The organism is Streptomyces sp. NPDC111520 (genome assembly GCF_055635295.1).
The window spans coordinates 160,723-177,009 of sequence record NZ_JBVKBW010000011.1; the positions used below are offsets into that span (position 1 = coordinate 160,723).

A 16,287-nucleotide genomic window follows, 5' to 3' on the forward strand; every position below is an offset into this window, starting at 1 on the left:
GGTTCGGACGGGCGGGCGGATCCGTTAAATGAAGCCCGTCGGCAGGTACTCGTCGACGTTCTCCTTGGTGACGACGGCGGAGTACAGGGTGATCGACGCGGGGATCTCCAGCTCCGCCATCCCGCCGACGCCCTTCTTCTGGCCGAGCGCGCGGGCCAGGTCGATGGCGGAGGCGGCCATGGTGGGCGGGTAGAGGACGGTGGCCTTCAGCACGCCGTTGTCGGCCTTGATGGCGTCCATCGCCGCCTTGGAACCGGCGCCGCCGACCATGAAGAAGTCGTCGCGGCCCGCCTGCGCGATGGCGCGCAGGGCGCCGACGCCCTGGTCGTCGTCGTGGTTCCACAGCGCGTCGAACTGCTTCTGCGCCTGCAGCAGCTGGGCCATCTTGGCCTGGCCGGTCTCGACGGTGAACTCGGCGGCCTGCCGGGCCACCTTCTTGATGTTGGGGTAGTTCTTCAGGGCGTCGTCGAAGCCCTGGGTGCGCTGCCGGGTGAGCTCCAGGTTGTCGATGCCTGCGAGCTCGACGACCTTGGCGTCCGGCTTGTCCTTGAGCTGCTCGCCGATGTAGCGGCCGGCGTTGAGTCCCATGCCGTAGTTGTCGCCGCCGATCCAGCAGCGGTACGCCTGCGGGGAGGCGAAGATCCGGTCCAGGTTGATCACCGGGATGCCGGCCTTCATGGCCTGCAGGCCCACCTGGGTGAGGGCCTTGCCGTCGGCCGGCAGGATGACCAGGACGTCGACCTTCTTGTTGATCAGGGTCTGGATCTGCCCGATCTGGGCGGCGGTGTCGTTGGAGCCCTCGGTGATCTCCAGCGTCACCTCGGAGTACTTCGCGGCACGGTCCTTGGCGTTCTGGTTGATGGCGTTGAGCCAGCCGTGGTCGGCCTGCGGACCGGCGAAGCCGATCGTGACCGGCGTGCCGGGCTTGTCGTCGGCGGCGGCCGCCGTGGTGGCTGCCGTGCCGGCCTTCTTCGGCTCGTTGCTGGTGCAGGCGGTGAGGGCCGCTCCGGCGGAGACGGCGGCGGCGCCGAAGAGCAGTCCTCTGCGGCTGGTGACCGGGATTCGTGGCATGGCGGTGAAACCCTCCGGGATAGGGCGGTGCGGGGCGCGTGCGGGTTGTCGGGTGGAGCGGGGTGCGACGGGCCTTGTCAGCCGTCGCCGTTGCGCACGGTGCTGCGCTGGACCAGGACGGCGGCCACGATGATCGCTCCCTTGGCGATCTGCTGGACGGCGCTCTCCAGGTTGTTGAGGGCGAAGATGTTCTGGATGGTGATGAACACCAGCACGCCCAGGACGGAGCCGACGATCGTGCCGCGGCCGCCGCTGAGCAGCGTGCCGCCGATGATCGCCGCGGCGATGGCGTCGAGTTCGTAGAGGTTGCCGTTGGTGTTCTGGCCCGAGCCGGACAGGATGATCAGCATGAAGGCCGCGATGCCGCAGCACAGCCCGGACAGCAGGTAGAGGTAGAGCCGCTGCCGGCGGACGTCGATGCCGGCCAGGCGGGCCGCCTCCGCGTTGCCGCCGACGGCCACCGTCCTGCGTCCGAAGGTCGTCCGGTTCAGCACCAGCCAGCCGACGACGGTGACCGCGGCGAAGACCAGCACCAGCGGTGGGACGCCGAGGACGTAGCTGTCGGGAAGGCCGAGGTCGAGCACCGAGGACACGGTGACGATCTGCGTCTTGCCGTCGGTGAGGTACAGGGCGAGCCCGCGCGCCGAGGCGAGCATGGCCAGGGTCGCGATGAACGGCACCATGCCGCCGTAGGCGATGAGCACCCCGTTGACCAGCCCGCAGCCGACGCCGACGACGACCGCGGTGAACAGGATGCCCGTGAAGCCGTACTCCTGGGTGGCGAGCGTCGTCGCCCACACGGAGGCGAGGGCGACGATCGCGCCCACGGACAGGTCGATGCCCCCGCTGGTGATCACGAAGGTCATGCCGACGGTGACGACACCGATGACGGACGCCTGGGTGAGGACCAGTTGGAGGTTGGAGACGTCCAGGAAGCTGTCGGGCTGCGTGATGCCCCCGACGAGGACGAGGGCGGCGAGGACGCCGAGCAGGGACAGGTTCCGGAGGTCGGCGTGGAACCCCAGCGCCGGGCGCCGGTCGCCGCCCTTCGTGACGGGAGGCGCTTCCGCGGGCGGCTTCGGTGCCTGCGGGGCCTCGGAGGCGGGCTGCGTCATCGGCTCGGGCTCCCTTCCATGACGAGGTCGAGTACGCGGTGTTCGTCCAGCTCCGTCGCGGGCGCCGCGTGCACGACGCGTCCCTCGCGGAGCACCAGCACCCGGTCCGCGAGCCCCAGGACCTCGGGGACCTCGCTGGACACGAGCAGTACGGCCAGGCCGTCGTCGGCGAGCCTGCGGATCACCGCGTAGAGCTCGGCGCGGGCGCCCACGTCGACGCCGCGGGTCGGCTCGTCGAGCAGCAGGACGCGGCAGCCGCGCAGCAGCCAGCGGGCCAGCACGGCCTTCTGCTGGTTGCCTCCGGACAGGGTGCGCACCCGGGCGTCGGGGTTGTCGGGCCGCAGCGACAGCGACCGGGTGGACTCCCGGGCGGCCCGCCGTTCCTCCTTGCGGTCCAGCCAGCCGGCCCGGGAGAAGCGGGCGAGGGTGGAGACCGACACGTTGCGCGTGACGGACTCCAGCATCAGCAGCGCCTGGGCCTTGCGCTCCTCGGGTGCCAGTCCCAGCCCGGCGCGGACGGCCGAGCGGACGCTGCCGGGCTTGAGCGGACGGCCGTCGACGGTGACCCGGCCGGCGGTGGGCTTCCGGGCGCCGTAGAGCGTCTCGAGGATCTCCGAGCGTCCGGAGCCCACGAGTCCGGCGAGCCCGACGATCTCGCCCGGGCGCACCTCCAGGTCGACGGCGGCGAACTCGCCGTCCCTGGCGAGCCCTTCGACCCGCAGGACGGGGTCGCCGGAGCGCGGTCCCACGGGGCGCGGCGGGAAGACGTACTCGACGTCACGGCCCGTCATGAGCGCCACGATGTCCCGCGTCGGCATGGACTTGGCGGGGAGCCCCCCGGCGACCGCGCGGCCGTCCTTGAGGACGGTGACCCGGTCGCCGACGCGGCGGATCTCCTCGAGCCGGTGGGAGATGTAGACGACCGCGACGCCGTCGGCGGTCAGCTGCCCGACGATGCGGAGCAGGTTGTCGGTCTCCTCCGGGTCGAGCGCGGCGGACGGCTCGTCCATGACGATGAGGCGCACGTCGTGGGAGAGCGCGCGGGCCATCGAGACGATCTGCTGCTGGGCGGCCGAGAGGTCGCCGACGTGGCGGGCCGGGTCGATCTCGGCGTGGCCGAGCCGGCGCAGCAGGACGGCGGCCTCCCGGCGGGCGTCACCCCCGCGCACGACGAACCCGGCGGTGGTCGGCTCGTGGCCGAGGAAGACGTTCTCGGCCACCGACAGCCCTTCGACCAGGTCGAGTTCCTGGTAGATGGTGGCGATGCCGAGCCGCATGGCGGCGATCGGCGACTTCAGCGCCACCGGTTCCCCGCGCCAGGTGATCTCGCCGCCGTCGGGCTGGTGGGCCCCGGCGAGCACCTTGATCAGGGTGGACTTCCCCGCGCCGTTCTGGCCGAGGAGGCAGTGCACCTCGCCGGCCTGGACGTCCAGGTCGACGCCGTCCAGGGCGCGGACGCCGGGGAAGGACTTGGTGATGCCGGACATGGTGAGCAGCGGCGCTGCTGTCGGGGGCGGCGGCGGTGCCGGTGGTTCAGGTGCCATGACGATCCCCTCGGCGGGTGCGGGTGACACGTGCGCGTGCGGAGCGTGCAGGTGGAGCCGGTGGTGCCGTGGTGCCGGTGGAGCGTGCGGCCGGTGGGGGGATCAGGCCGGGGAGAACACGTGGTCGCTGATGAGCCGGGCCGCGCCGATCACACCGGCGGTGGGGCCCAGTTCACCCAGGACGATGGGCAGGTTGCCGGTCGCGAGCGGCAGCGACTGGCGGTAGACCTGGCTGCGGATGCTGGCGAGCAGCGTGTGGCCGAGGCCGGTGACGCCGCCGCCGATCACGACCAGCGCGGGGTTGAAGAAGCTGACGAGTCCGGCGATGACCTGCCCGACGCGGTTGCCCCCCTCACGGATGAGTTCCAGTGCGGCCGCGTCGCCGACCGCGGCCGCCGCGGCGACGTCGACGGCGGAGAGCTGCCCGGCTGCCTCGAGGCGGGCGGCGAGGGCGGCGGACCGTCCCGCCCTGGCCGCCTCCAGGGCGTCCTGGGCGAGCGCGGCGCCGCTGAAGTGGGCTTCCAGGCAGCCCTTGTTGCCGCAGGCGCAGGCACGTCCGTCGGCCTCGACCCGGATGTGGCCGATGTCGCCGGCGCTGCCCGTCACACCGCGGTGCACCTCACCGCCGACGACGATGCCGCAGCCGATGCCGGTGCCGATCTTGACACAGAGGAAGTCTCCGACGGAGCGGGCGACCCCGGCGTGCTGCTCCCCCATGGCCATCAGGTTCACGTCGTTGTCGACCATGACGGGGCAGCCCAGTTCCTGGCTGAGTGCCTCGCGGACCGGGAAGCCGTCCCAGCCGGGCATGATCGGCGGGGCGACGGGGACGCCCTCGGGGAAGCGCACCGGTCCCGGCACCCCGATCCCCGCCCCGTCGAAGCCCTCGGCGAGGCCGGCGGCGCGGAGTTTGGCGGCCATCTCGAGGATCCGCTCGAAGACGGCGACCGGTCCTTCGCGCACGTCCATCGGATGGTTGAGGTGGCCGAGCACCTCCAGCTCGGCGTTGGTGACGGCGACGTCCACCGAGGTGGCGCCGATGTCGACGCCGAGGAAGCGCAGCGAGGGCGCGAGCCTGATGTTGTGCGAACGCCGCCCGCCGCGCGAGGCGGCGAGTCCGTCCGCGACGACGAGGCCCGTCTCCAGCAGCCGGTCGACCTCGACGGCGAGCTTGGAACGGGACAGGTCGATCTGGTCCCCCATCTGGGCACGGGAGTTGGGCCCGCCGTCGCGGAGCAGCCGCAGGAGCCGCGCCTGGTGCGCGTTGGCGGGTCGAGCTGTCATGCGTCTCACGTGCCCCTCACCTCCCCCGGCCGCGGCATGGGGATACCGGACCGGCATCGGCCGGTCCCGCTCCGTCAGGCTTTCGATGGGAAAGTAGCAGCGCCCGCCCAGTGGGGGAAGAAGTTGCGCAGGAATCGGGAAGGTCTTTTTCCGGTTCCAGGACAAAGTCTTGAGGCGTGCCAACTCACCTGCGACGCAAGGGACGTGGACACGGGGGACGCCCAACGGGGGGCGGCGCCGTGGCGAACGACGGGCGACGTCCCCGCGTACCGGCGGTCGGTGCCGCCGGGGGTCACACCGGCGAGAAGACGTGGTCGCTGATCAGACGGGTGGCGCCGACCACGCCCGCGGCCGGGCCGAGTTCGCTGAGGACGATCGGCAGGTTGCCGGTCGCGAGCGGCAGCGACTGGCCGTACACCTGGCTGCGGATGCTCGCGAGCAGGGTGTGCCCCAGGCCGGTGAGCCCACCGCCGATCACGACGAGTCCGGGGTTGAAGAAGCTCACCAGGCCGGCGATCACCTGGCCGGTGCGGTTGCCGCCCTGCCGGATGAGGTCGAGTGCCGCGCCGTCCCCGCCCGCCGCGGCGGCCGCCACGTCGGCGGAGGTCAGGGTGCCCGCCGACGCCAGCAGCTCGGCGAGCGACGCCGACTCCCCGGCGGCGGCCGAGGCGGCGGCTTCCCGGGCCAGGGCGCTGCCCCCGAAGTAGGCCTCCAGGCAGCCGTGGTTGCCGCAGGCGCAGGGGAGCCCGCCCGGCACCACCTGGATGTGGCCGATGTCCCCGGCGCTGCCGGTGACACCCCGGTGGACCTGTCCGCCCACGACGATGCCGCAGCCGATCCCGGTGCCGATCTTGACGAAGAGGAAGTCCCGCACGGAACGGGCGACCCCGGCGTGCTGCTCCCCCAGCGCCATCAGGTTCACGTCGTTGTCGACCAGGACGGGGCACCCGAGTTCCTGGCTCATCGCCTCCCGGACGGGGAACCCGTCCCAGCCGGGCATGATCGGCGGGGCGACCGGCACGCCGTCGGGGAAGCGCACCGGACCCGGCACCCCGATCCCCGCCCCGTCGAAGCTCTCCGCGGCGCCGGCGGCGCGCAGTTCGGCCGCCATGGCCAGGACCTGCTCGAACACGGCGACCGGTCCCTCACGCACGTCGAACCGCGCGGCACGGTGGCCGAGCACCTCCAGCTCGGCGTTGGTGACGGCGACGTCCACCGAGGTGGCGCCGATGTCGACGCCGAGGAAGCGCAGTGACGGCGCGAGGCGCAGGTTGTGGGAGGGCCGTCCGCCGCGGGAGGCGGCGAGTCCGTCGGGGACCACGAGCCCCGTCTCCAGGAGGCGTTCGACCTCGACGGCCAGCTTGGACCGGGAGAGCTCCACCTGGTCGCCGAGCACGGCCCGCGACTGCGGGCCGGCGTCGCGCAGCAGGCGCAGCACCCGCGCCTGGTGGCCGTTGGCCGGACGGGCCGTCATCCGTCTCACGTCGCGCTTCTCCCTCGCCGGTCGTCCTGGGGTGCGTCTCGTCACCCTCCGGACGGGGCCACGACTGGACCGGACCGTACCACCGGGGTGGGTGCCCGGGAAGAAACCGCCGAAAGGCACCCGGAGGCCGCTTTCGCGGGCGGCCCCGGGAGGTGTCGTTTGCGGGCGGACGCCGCGTCCGGCAGGGTGCGGGACGACGGAGGGGGTTGTCGATGACGTGGTCCCGGATGACGGTGGTCCGCGAGGGCGTACGGTTGGAGTGCCGCGTGCGGCCGGGCCCGGAGCCGTCGGTGGTGCTGCTGCACGGCCTGGCGGGGCACGCGGGCGAATGGGACGACACCGCACGCCGGCTGAGCCCGCGTCATCGCGTGGTCGCCGTGGACCAGCGCGGGCACGGCGCCTCCGAACGGCGCCCCGGGGACGTCTCGCGCGCCGCCTACGTGGACGACGCCGTGGCCGTCGTCGAGGCGTCGGGCACCGGGCCGGTGATCCTGGTGGGCCAGTCGCTCGGCGGCCACACGGCGATGCTGACGGCCGCGGCCCGCCCGGATCTGGTCCGCGCCCTGGTGCTGGTCGAGGCGGGACCCGGAGGACCGAACCCGGGTGTTCCCGCGGACATCGGGGCGTGGCTGGACTCCTGGCCGGTGCCCTTCCCCTCGGTGGAGTCCGCCGCCGCGTTCCTCGGCGGCGGCCCGGTCGGCCGGGGCTGGGCGGAGGGCCTGGAGCGGCGCGAGGACGGCTGGTGGCCACGCTTCGACCGGGACGTGATGGTCGGTTCCCTGCGGGAGAACGCGGAGCGCTCCTTCTGGGAGGAGTGGGAGGCGCTTCGGTGCCCGACGCTGGTCGTCCTGGCCGAGAAGGGGATCATCGGGGCCGCGGAGGCCGAGGAGATGTGCCGCCGGCAGCCGCGGACGGTGGCCGTCTGCGTACCGGGGACCGGCCACGACCTGCACCTGGAGCGCCCGGATGCGCTGCGCCAGGCGATGGCCGCCTTCCTCGACGGGCTCGGCTGACGCGCCCCGCCCGAAGGCCGCGTCCGGCCCGGTGGGCGCGCCCCGGCCGGGCCGTTCCCCGGCCGGGCGGTGCACACCATGGCCGTCGCGCTGCGCGACGGGGCGTTCCGGCTGCGCCGGTTCGGCCGGCCTGTCGTCGGCGCCTGTCGCTCTTCCCGCACGAGCACCTGGGGCTCGGGGTCACCGTCCGGATGTCACGCCGTACGGCGAGGCGGTACCCGACGACTCGGACGCCCCGCTGCCCCCCCGCCACCTCGGGCATCGGCGTCGCGCCGCTGGTCAGCATGGTGCTCCACCACGACCGCACCTCGTGGACGCGTCCGTTGCGCTGCGAGGCGGAGGGGTGCGTGCGGCAGCTCGGCGGGCGACCGCACGTCCGGTACGAGGACCCGGCGGGGGTGGCTTCCGTGGCGACCCACCACGAGGTGTTCGGTCCTGACGCGTGGCACGCCCCGAGCGGGCCACGGGATGTCAACGGACGTGCCGGGTCCCGCCCTTCGGACCGTCCGGCGAAGGAACCCCCGATTCCCCTATGCTCGCCTACGATCCGACAACCTTCCCAACAGTTGATCCTTGAATCACCTCAGGAGATCGCCATGCCCGAGACGCCAGGATCCGGGAGCGCGGCCCCACAGGAGGTCGCCGAGGCGATGTACGACGCCATGCTGCGGTCCGACCGGGACACCCTGGCCGCCATCGCCTCCCCGGGGATCCGGATCCGGGTGACGGACGCACTGCCCGCCGGTGGCGCGGACCCCGGACTCGCCGGTTTCGCGGCGTTATTCAAGAAGACGTTCCACATGATCGAGAGCCGCATCGAGACCGACCGGCTCTTCGAGGAGGGCGGCCAGGTCGTCGCCGTGGGACGCACGCAGGGCGCGGGCCGAGGGACCGGCGGGCCCTTCGACTCCGCGGTCGTGCACGTCTTCACGGTCGAGGAGGGCAGGATCGTCGGGTTCGACGCGTACGGCGAGGGCGGGCCCGTCGCCACGGCGATCGACGGCACTGGCGCGCCGGACTGACACGGGCGCTCGACCGAGCGGGAGTTGACCGGCGGTGACGCCCGCGCCCCTACGCCGTCCAGCAGTACAGGCGGTGGCCGTCCCGCCCGCCGAGGCCGCGAGCCAGCCGGGCGAGACCGCCCAGGATCTCGGTCACGATCTCGTGGTCGAACACCTCCCCGTCCGCCGCCCGCTGCCGGATCCACGCTTCGCCGATCTCGGCGAGCCGGGACGCGTCGGCGGCGGCGAGCGCGTCCTGAAGGACTCGGGGAACGGCGAGGACGACGGGACCTTCCCAGTCGCCGGCGACGGCGACGGCTTTGGGCACACCGGCGTCGACGAGTTCGTCGACGCTCCGGACGGTGACGATGCCCTCCCACTCGATCAGCGCTTCCTCGACGTCGAAGTTGCCGTACTTCAGCGACTCGAAAGCCCTGCCGGGGCCGCCGACCCCGACCGCGGCCGCGGTCTCGTCACCCGGCGCCACGAAGAACTCGACGATGGTGCTCACGGGGCCATGGTGCCCGATCGCCCCGCCCGGTTGCGTCCGGCGCCCTCGAACCGCCCGGCGGTGATCAGGACTCGCACACGGAGGCCGGCGGGTACTGGCCCGCGTCGAAGGCCTCCTGGCACACGGAGATCCCGAAGGCGATCTCCAGTCCCTTGAGGAACCGCTCCCGCCAGTCGGTGATCCGGCCTTCGTCCTCGAAGACCGGGCGCCCGGCGGCGTAGCGGACCTCGGGACGGCATCCCGCGTCGTGCATGGCCCAGTTGAGGAAGGACATCTCCGGCGCGTGGTCGAAGTAGTGTCCGCCGTCCGGTTCGGCCGCACCGGCGAAGCGGCCGTGGATCTCGCCGCTCCACACCCGGCGGCCGTCCTCGAACCAGGCCATGCGGTACATGCCCTTTGCGGCGATGTTGTAGAGGAGGACGGCCCGGCCCGTCCCCCGGGGCAGCGCGAAGTCCTCCCGGAAGTGGACCAGGTGGTCGAAGGCCCCGGCGAGGAAGGACCAGTCCCCTTCCTTCCCGTAGGCGGTGAGGCGGGGTTCGTCGAGGACCCGGATACGGGGGTGGGTCCTCTCGTGGACGGCCTTGGCCTCGGCGCCGACGGGCTCGGGGATCTCCTAGGGGACGGCGCCGAAGACCACCGCGAGGTCCTGCGGCGCGACGTGCTCCGCGAACACGAGACCGGCCTGCACTCCCAGTAGGGGGTCGTCTGAATCCGGCCGGCGCCCGCCGATCCGCGCGATTCCATCGTCCGCCGCCATGACAGGTGACGATAACAGCGTGGTCCGACAACGCTGCTGAGGTCCTGCCGCCTCCGGCGTGCTGCGGCGCGTTCAGGCGGAGGCCCGCTGCGGTCCCCGCTCGTAGGCCTGGCGCGCCGTCCGCAGCAGGGTGCGCCAGGACGTGACGGTGGGGCGGCGGCGCAGCAGAGCGCGACGCTCACGCTCCGTCATGCCGCCCCAGATCCCGAACTCGGTACGGTTGTCCAGGGCGTCGGCCAGGCACTCGGTGCGCACGGGGCAACCGCCGCACACCGCCTTGACCCGCTTCTGGGCGGCGCCCTGGACGAACAGCACGTCCGGGTCCTCCATCCGGCACATGGCCTGCGCTCCCCAGTTCTCCACCCAGACGTCGGCCTCGCCGCCGGCACCCGTCGGCCCCGGCTCCCCCACCACGTCAAGATTCATCGGCGTCTCTCTCCCGCTCCGCCACCCCGTCGCGCCTTCGCGCGGGGCCTCTCCTCTCGTCCCCGTGCCCTCAATACGGACCGGGTGCGGAAACCGTTCAGCGGTCAGGCGGACGAGTCGGCGCGGGCGACGGCGATGTCGGCGAACTCCTCGATCAGCGCATCGTGCCGGTTGCCGTCCCAGGCCAGGAACACCCGGTTGGGGCCGATGTCCTCGATCTCGACGTGGGCGATGTCGGCACGGGTGTAGTACGTCGCGGTGGAGAGCGGCAGCACGACGACCCCGCGCCCCGCCGCCACGCTCTCGAGCTTCTCCTCGACGGAGCGGAAGACCGGTACGTCCGGCCGGCGTCCCGGACCGGCGGGTTCCCGGGCGATGTCCCGCCACTCGGGCACGGCGGCCGGGTCCTGCAGGAGGTGCTCGCCGGCGAGGTCCGCGATGCCGAGGACGGACTTGCCGGCACAGGGGTGGTCCGCGGGCAGGACGGCGACGCGGGGCTCGGCGAGGAGGCCGCGGGTCGCCAGGCCCCGGGTGTCGACGGGCATCCTGACGTAGCCGATGTCGACGCGCCCGTCGAGGATGACCTCCGTCTGGTCGTCCCAGCCCGTCCTGACGACCTCGACCGACAGGTCCGGGTGCCGGCCGGAGAACTCCCGCACGGCACCCGTGACGATCAGCCCGGGCATGAATCCCACGGTGAAGGAGGCGTGGCCCCGGGCGGCACGGGTGACGCGCCGCCGGGTGGCGTCGGCGGCCGCCAGGAGCGGTCCGGCGTCGGAGAGGAGCTGCGTGCCGGCGGCGGTCAGCTCGGTGCTGCGGCGGTCGCGGGAGAACAGCCGCACCTTGAGCTCGTCCTCCAGCGCCCTGATCTGCCGCGACAGCACGGGCTGCGCGATGTGCAGGCGTTCCGCGGCCCTGCCGAAGTGCAGTTCCTCGGCCACCGCGACGAAGTACCGCAGCTTGCGGAGATCGAGGTCCACGGGCCCCTCCTCGTTCCTCGCCGGGACGGACACATCCGAGCGTATCCGCCCGGACCGCGCTTCTCAGGGGGGCGGGCTCACGGGCGGGCGAGGTCGGCCGCCAGGTCGCGCCGGGTGGGCCGCCAGCCCAGCTCGCGGCGGGCCCGGGCACCGGTGAGCCGCTGGTCGAGGGCGAAGGCCTCCGCGATGGGGCCCATCCGCTGCTCGGCCTCCTCCTCCGTCAGGTGCCGGACGGGTCCGGGCCGGCCGATCGCCCGGCTGACCGCGTGGGCGACCTCGGCCTGCGTCGGGTGGAGGTCGTCGACCCCGGCGTAGACGGAGCCGGGCGCGGCGTCGAGGGCCAGCACGTAGAGCTCGGCGACGTCGTCGACGTGGACGGTCGACCAGTGGTTGGCGCCGTCCCCGACGCAGGGCACGGAGCCGGTCTCACGGCCCGGGGCCGCGTAGAACGTCTCGACGAGCCCTCCCGAGCGGCCGTGGACCAGGCCGGGCATGACCAGGACGGGCCGCTCGCCGGTCGCGGCGCGGGCCAGGACGCGCTTCTCGTTCTCCATCCGCCAGGCGGTGATGCGCGGCGGCGAGAGCGGGGCGTCCTCGTCGGCCACACCTTCGGTGTCGCCGTAGACCCACACCCCGCCGGTGTGGACGTAGGGGCGCGGCCCGGCGCCGTCCTGCAGTGCCTCGGCCGCCGCACGGTCGACCTCGGCGGTGTCGGGACCGTAGTGCTGGCCCAGGTGGACGACCCCGTCGGCGGCGCGTGCGGCGGCCCGCAGCACGTTCGTCGCGGTCAGGTCCCCCGGTACGGGGACGGCCCCGAGTTCGCGGACGGTCCGGGCCGAGTCCTCGCTGCGCGCCAGGGCGGCGACCTGGACGCCCCGGCGCACCAGGGCCTCGATGGTGGCCCGCCCGACGTAGCCGGAGCCTCCGGTGAGGAAGACCTTCATGACGTTCGCCCTTCTCGTGGTGTGCTGTGACACCTCCGAGTCTTCGGGCGGGGCGGGCGGCGCGTCCAAGACCTGTTCCCGGCCCTGTGATGCCCGCCGGGTATCAGCGCCGGTCGTCACCGCAGGACGTCACCGCCGGACGTCACCGTCGGACGTCAGCGCAGGGCGGCGTCGATCAGCTCCTGCAGGCGCAGTCCGCGCCGCGCGTCGAGCTCGCCCGCGCGGCCGGAGCGGACGGCGGCGGCGAACTCGGCGCGCAGGACGGGCCAGCCCTCCTCGTGGTCGATGACGGAGGTGTCGTACACGAGCTCTCCGCCCGGGCCGAGGAGTTCGATGCGGGTCCGGGGCTTCGGCAGCCGGACGCTGCCGGAGAGGGAGGCCTGGCTGACCGCGCCGTTCTCGTGCTCGCAGGTGACCTCGACCCACTTCCGGGGGTCGCCGGTGGCACGGATGGAGGTGATGGGGCCGACGGCGGCGTCGAGCAGGTCGATCAGGTGCGGGCCGAGGTCGAGCAGGGCGCCCTGTTCCAGGCGCCAGCCGGTGGCGAACTCCCCGCCCAGGAAGGCCCCGTGCAGGTAGCAGGACCGCGCGCCGGTGACCTCGGCCTCCTGTGCGCGGCGCAGGAAGTCGCGGGTCTCGGCCTGGTAGCGCTTGGTCAGCACCATCTGGGAGACGACGCCGGCCTCCGCGACGGCGTCGGCGACCGCGCGTGCCGAGGCCAGGTCGGGGCCGAGCGGCTTCTCCAGCAGCACGGCCTTGCCGGCCTTGGCGGCGCGTACGGCGAGTTCGGCCTGGACGGCGGGCGGCACGGCGAACGCCACCGCCTCGCAGCGGTCGAAGAGTTCCTCCGGGCTGCCGGCCGTCGCCGCGCCGTAGGTGTCGGCGATCTCGCGGGCGGCCTCGGTCCGCCGGGCCCAGACGGCGGTGAGCCGGGTCTCGGGTCCGGCGGCCAGGATCCGCGCGTGCATCGTGCGGGCCCAGGGGCCGGCGCCGATCAGTCCGACCTCGACGGGGGCAGGGGTGTTCACGGTGGTGCTCCAGGGTCAGTTGGGGGCCGCGGCGGCCAGCCGTTCGTTGGCCTGGTCCGGGGCGTAGAGGTGCTCGACCACCATGGCGGTGGCGCCGGCGAGGGCGGCGCGGTCACCGAGGCGGGAGGTCACGACCTGCAGGTTGCGGGTGGCCCGGGGCAGCGCGCGCTGGTACAGCAGTTCGCGCACCCCGGTGACGAAGTGGGTCTCGGCGAGGTCTCCGGCGATCATCAGGACACCGGGGTTGAGCAGGGTGACGACCGTGACCAGCACCTCGCCGCAGCGCCGGCCGGCCTCGCGGGCGAGGCGCACCGCGTCGGGGTGGCCGGCGTCGAGGTGCTCGCGCACCTGCGCGGCGGAGCCGGCCGGTACGCCGAGGGCGCTGAGCTGCCCGGCCAGCGCGCGGCCGCTGGCGACGGCGGCGAGGCAGCCGTGGGAACCGCACATGCACAGGGCGTCGGACGCGTCGTGCAGGCGGATGTGCCCGAGGTCGCCCGCGCCGCCGTCGATCCCGCGGAAGGCGGTGCCGTCGATGACGACGCCCGCGCCGATGCCGGTGGAGACCTTGACCAGCACGAAGGCCGAGCAGTCGCGCCAGGAGTCGCGCTGTTCGCCCAGGGCCATCAGGTTGGCGTCGTTGTCGACGAGGACCGGCACCGAGGCGGGCAGGCCGGCGTGGCGGGCCAGCGCCTCCTGCATGCGGGCGGGGACGGGGTACCCGTCCCAGCCGGGCATGATCGGCGGCCGGACCACCACGCCGGTGGTCCAGTCGACGGGGCCGGGCACCGACAGTCCGACGCCGCACACGGTGGCCGCCGGGACGCCGGCGGCCACGACGAGCTTGGCGAACCAGCGGCCGAGCTCGTCCAGTACCCGGTCCGGGCCCTGGTCGAGCAGCAACTCCCCGGAGTGCTCGGCCAGTACCCGGCCGGACAGGTCCAGCACCGCCGCGCGGGCGGAGGTGGTGTCCAGGTCGGCGGCGAGCACGGCGGCGTGCCCGGCGTCGAACTGCAGGTGCGTGGAGGGCCGTCCGCCGGTGGACTGCCCGCCGGGTACGGTCCGCAGCCAGCCGGCGGCGAACAGCTGGTCCAGCCGCTGGCCGACGGTGGAGCGCGACAGGCCCGTCACGCGCTGGAGTTCCCCACGGGTGGTCGCCTGTCCGGTCCTGATCAGTTCCAGCAGGTGTCCGGCGGTGCTCCAGGGCGTAGCCATCCGTGCTCGCTCCCCCTCGTGTCGGGCCATGGTGCTCAGCTCTTGTCCGCGCCGCTGGTCAGGCCCTCGGTGAGGAGCCGTTCGGCCGCGTAGAAAAGGAGTACCACGGGAATCGTCAGCACGACGGAGCCTGCCATGAGGACGGTCTTCGGCACCTCGATGCCGTTGGCGAGCTGCTGGAGTCCCAGGGACACCGTCCACTTGTCCGGATCGGCGGCCAGGAAGAGCAGCGCGAAGAGGAACTCGTTCCAGGCGATCATGAAGACGTACAGCCCGGTGGCCATCAACGAGGGTGCGGCCAGCGGCAGGACGACCCGCCGGACGGTCTGCAGCCGCGAGGCGCCGTCGAGGGCGGCGGCCTCCTCGATGCTCTCCGGGATGGTGATGAAGTAGTTCTTGAGCATGTAGATGGACACCGGCACGGTCTGCGCGATGTACACGATCGCGAGGCCGAACAGACTGCCTTGCAGGCCGATGCGGGCGAACACGACGAACAGCGGCACCGCGAGCAGCGTCGCGGGGAAGAGGTAGACCGCCAGGAACAGCGCGCTGACCTGCCGGCCGCCGAAGAACCTCAGCCGGGTGATGGCGTAGGCACCGGGGACGGACACCAGCAGGGTGAGCAGCATCGAGCCGAGCGCGACGAGCGCGGAGTTGCCGAGCATCCGCAGGAAGCCCTGGCCGCCGTCGTCCACGGACTTGAGGACGGTGCGGTAGGTGTCGAGGGTGAACTCGGATGTGCCGACCCACAGCTTGCCGGGGTCGAGCAGCAGCTGGTCGATGGGCTTCACCGAGAGCAGCAGCATGTAGTAAAAGGGGAAGATCGTGATGACGGCGAGTCCGGCGATCACCACCCAGCGCAGGACGGCGAAGGTGCGGTCCTCGATCTGTGCACGACTGGCCATCACGCCTCCTCCTGAACCTTCTTGGCGAAGAACTTGAAGTAGATGCCGAGCAGCACGGCGAGGATCGCGGCGAGGACGAGGGCCTGGGCCGCGGCGGCGCCCACGTCGTAGCGGGCGGTGAGGAAGTCGTAGACGCGCACGGCGACCACGTCGGTGCCGGAGCCGCCGCCGGTGAGCAGGTAGATGTCGTCGAACTTGTTGAAGGTGAGGATGAAGCGCAGCACCGCCAGCAGCGCGATGACCGGCATCAGCTGGGGCAGCAGGATGTGGCGGAAGCGCTGGGTGATGGTGGCGCCGTCGACGACGGCGGCCTCCTCGAGGCCCTCCGGGACGGCCTGCAGCCGGGCCATCAGGAAGAGGAAGGCGAAGGGGAAGTAACGCCAGGTCTCGAAGGCGATCACGGTGAACAGGGCCAGCGGCACGTGGACGTGCCACCCGAGGAGGGAGATCTCCTGGGACCGGGTCGACAGGAAGGCGACCGGTTCGTCCCAGCCGAACAGCTTGGTGCCCACCTCGTTGACGATGCCGAACTGCGGGCTGAGCGCGATCTCCCAGACGAAGGTCACGGCGACGACGGGCGCCACGTACGGCAGCAGCATGGTGCCGCGCAGCAGGGCCCGGCCGCGGAAGGGGCGGCGCAGCGCGAGGGCCGCGATCAGGCCGAGGACGATGGAGCCCGCCGTGGCGCCGACCGTGTAGACCAGCGTGGTCCACAGCGAGGTCCAGAAACCGGGCGAGGTGAAGACCTCGCTGAAGTTGCTCCAGGTCCAGTTGGACAGGAAGCCCATGCCCTGGATGTCGACCAGTCGGGCGTGCTGGAAGGCCAGCAGGACGGTCCAGGCGATCGGCAGGACCACGACGACCAGGACGACCAGGAGGGTGGGCGAGACGAAGGCCAGTCCGGCCCGGTTCTCCCTCTGGGCGAGGGTCAGTTGGCGCCGGGGCTTGGTGTTCGCGGTACCCGCCTCCGGCGTTCTCCGCTGCTGTGTGCTCTGTGCGGTGCTCATCACTGC

Annotated in this window: 17 protein-coding genes; 3 read left to right on the forward strand and 14 right to left on the reverse strand. The window is 72.8% G+C overall.

All coding sequences use genetic code 11. From position 1 onward, the window contains the following. Positions 1-24: 24 nt before the first annotated feature. The 5 genes from ACZ7MY_RS26230 to ACZ7MY_RS26250 all read right to left on the reverse strand — a co-directional run bounded on the left by ACZ7MY_RS26230 (position 25) and on the right by ACZ7MY_RS26250 (position 6,488). Positions 25-1,071, reverse strand: coding sequence for a substrate-binding domain-containing protein (locus tag ACZ7MY_RS26230; protein ID WP_499605322.1), 1,047 nt, complete (start codon positions 1,069-1,071; stop codon positions 25-27). 77 nt (positions 1,072-1,148) lie between these two features. Further along, positions 1,149-2,186, reverse strand: a complete 1,038-nt coding sequence (locus ACZ7MY_RS26235) for an ABC transporter permease (RefSeq protein WP_499605324.1) — start codon at positions 2,184-2,186, stop codon at positions 1,149-1,151. Then, positions 2,183-3,730, reverse strand: coding sequence for a sugar ABC transporter ATP-binding protein (locus ACZ7MY_RS26240; protein ID WP_499605326.1), 1,548 nt, complete (start codon positions 3,728-3,730; stop codon positions 2,183-2,185). The genes ACZ7MY_RS26235 and ACZ7MY_RS26240 overlap by 4 nt, the downstream gene beginning before the upstream one ends. 102 nt (positions 3,731-3,832) lie before the next feature. Then, positions 3,833-5,014 (reverse strand): ROK family protein, encoded by a 1,182-nt coding sequence (locus ACZ7MY_RS26245; RefSeq protein WP_499605328.1) that lies wholly within the window; start codon positions 5,012-5,014, stop codon positions 3,833-3,835. Positions 5,015-5,306: 292 nt separating this feature from the next. Then, positions 5,307-6,488 (reverse strand): ROK family protein, encoded by a 1,182-nt coding sequence (locus ACZ7MY_RS26250; protein WP_499605606.1) that lies wholly within the window; start codon positions 6,486-6,488, stop codon positions 5,307-5,309. A gap of 221 nt (positions 6,489-6,709) precedes the next feature. Between ACZ7MY_RS26250 and ACZ7MY_RS26255 the strand changes: the two genes are divergently transcribed. Then, positions 6,710-7,510, forward strand: coding sequence for an alpha/beta fold hydrolase (locus tag ACZ7MY_RS26255; protein WP_499605330.1), 801 nt, complete (start codon positions 6,710-6,712; stop codon positions 7,508-7,510). 596 nt (positions 7,511-8,106) lie between these two features. Continuing rightward, positions 8,107-8,532, forward strand: a complete 426-nt coding sequence (locus ACZ7MY_RS26260) for a nuclear transport factor 2 family protein (RefSeq protein WP_499605332.1) — start codon at positions 8,107-8,109, stop codon at positions 8,530-8,532. A 49-nt stretch (positions 8,533-8,581) separates the two neighbouring features. Here ACZ7MY_RS26260 and ACZ7MY_RS26265 read toward each other — a convergent pair whose 3' ends face one another. Both ACZ7MY_RS26265 and ACZ7MY_RS26270 read right to left on the reverse strand, forming a co-directional pair. Continuing rightward, complete coding sequence (locus ACZ7MY_RS26265; RefSeq protein WP_499605334.1) at positions 8,582-9,022, reverse strand: hypothetical protein; 441 nt, start codon at positions 9,020-9,022, stop codon at positions 8,582-8,584. 64 nt (positions 9,023-9,086) lie between these two features. Beyond that, a complete protein-coding gene (locus ACZ7MY_RS26270) occupies positions 9,087-9,404 on the reverse strand; it encodes a hypothetical protein (RefSeq protein WP_499605336.1) in 318 nt (105 codons plus the stop codon). Positions 9,405-9,593: 189 nt separating this feature from the next. Here ACZ7MY_RS26270 and ACZ7MY_RS26275 point away from each other — a divergent pair, with 189 nt between their 5' ends. Beyond that, the gene (locus ACZ7MY_RS26275; RefSeq protein WP_499605338.1) at positions 9,594-9,719 is read left to right on the forward strand and encodes a hypothetical protein; all 126 of its coding nucleotides are present in this window, start codon (positions 9,594-9,596) and stop codon (positions 9,717-9,719) included. A gap of 132 nt (positions 9,720-9,851) precedes the next feature. Here ACZ7MY_RS26275 and ACZ7MY_RS26280 read toward each other — a convergent pair whose 3' ends face one another. The 7 genes from ACZ7MY_RS26280 to ACZ7MY_RS26310 form a co-directional block, all read right to left on the reverse strand. Next, entirely contained in the window at positions 9,852-10,205 is a 354-nt protein-coding gene (locus tag ACZ7MY_RS26280; protein ID WP_499605340.1) for a WhiB family transcriptional regulator, read from the reverse strand. 104 nt (positions 10,206-10,309) lie between these two features. After that, positions 10,310-11,185, reverse strand: coding sequence for a LysR family transcriptional regulator (locus ACZ7MY_RS26285; RefSeq protein ID WP_499605342.1), 876 nt, complete (start codon positions 11,183-11,185; stop codon positions 10,310-10,312). A gap of 77 nt (positions 11,186-11,262) precedes the next feature. Then, on the reverse strand, positions 11,263-12,129 hold the full coding sequence (locus tag ACZ7MY_RS26290; RefSeq protein WP_499605344.1) for an NAD-dependent epimerase/dehydratase family protein: 867 nt from the start codon (positions 12,127-12,129) through the stop codon (positions 11,263-11,265). A 155-nt stretch (positions 12,130-12,284) separates the two neighbouring features. Continuing rightward, the gene (locus ACZ7MY_RS26295) at positions 12,285-13,097 is read right to left on the reverse strand and encodes a Gfo/Idh/MocA family protein (protein ID WP_499605608.1); all 813 of its coding nucleotides are present in this window, start codon (positions 13,095-13,097) and stop codon (positions 12,285-12,287) included. A gap of 75 nt (positions 13,098-13,172) precedes the next feature. Continuing rightward, positions 13,173-14,369: an ROK family transcriptional regulator gene (locus ACZ7MY_RS26300; RefSeq protein ID WP_499605346.1), complete on the reverse strand. Its 1,197-nt coding sequence runs from the start codon at positions 14,367-14,369 to the stop codon at positions 13,173-13,175. 35 nt (positions 14,370-14,404) lie between these two features. Beyond that, positions 14,405-15,274: a carbohydrate ABC transporter permease gene (locus ACZ7MY_RS26305; RefSeq protein ID WP_499605348.1), complete on the reverse strand. Its 870-nt coding sequence runs from the start codon at positions 15,272-15,274 to the stop codon at positions 14,405-14,407. Beyond that, positions 15,274-16,281 carry a carbohydrate ABC transporter permease gene (locus ACZ7MY_RS26310; RefSeq protein WP_499605350.1) on the reverse strand — a complete coding sequence of 336 codons (1,008 nt, stop codon included), beginning with the start codon at positions 16,279-16,281 and terminating at the stop codon, positions 15,274-15,276. Before ACZ7MY_RS26310 ends, ACZ7MY_RS26305 begins: the two co-directional genes overlap by 1 nt. Between the last annotated feature and the right edge of the window lie 6 nt (positions 16,282-16,287).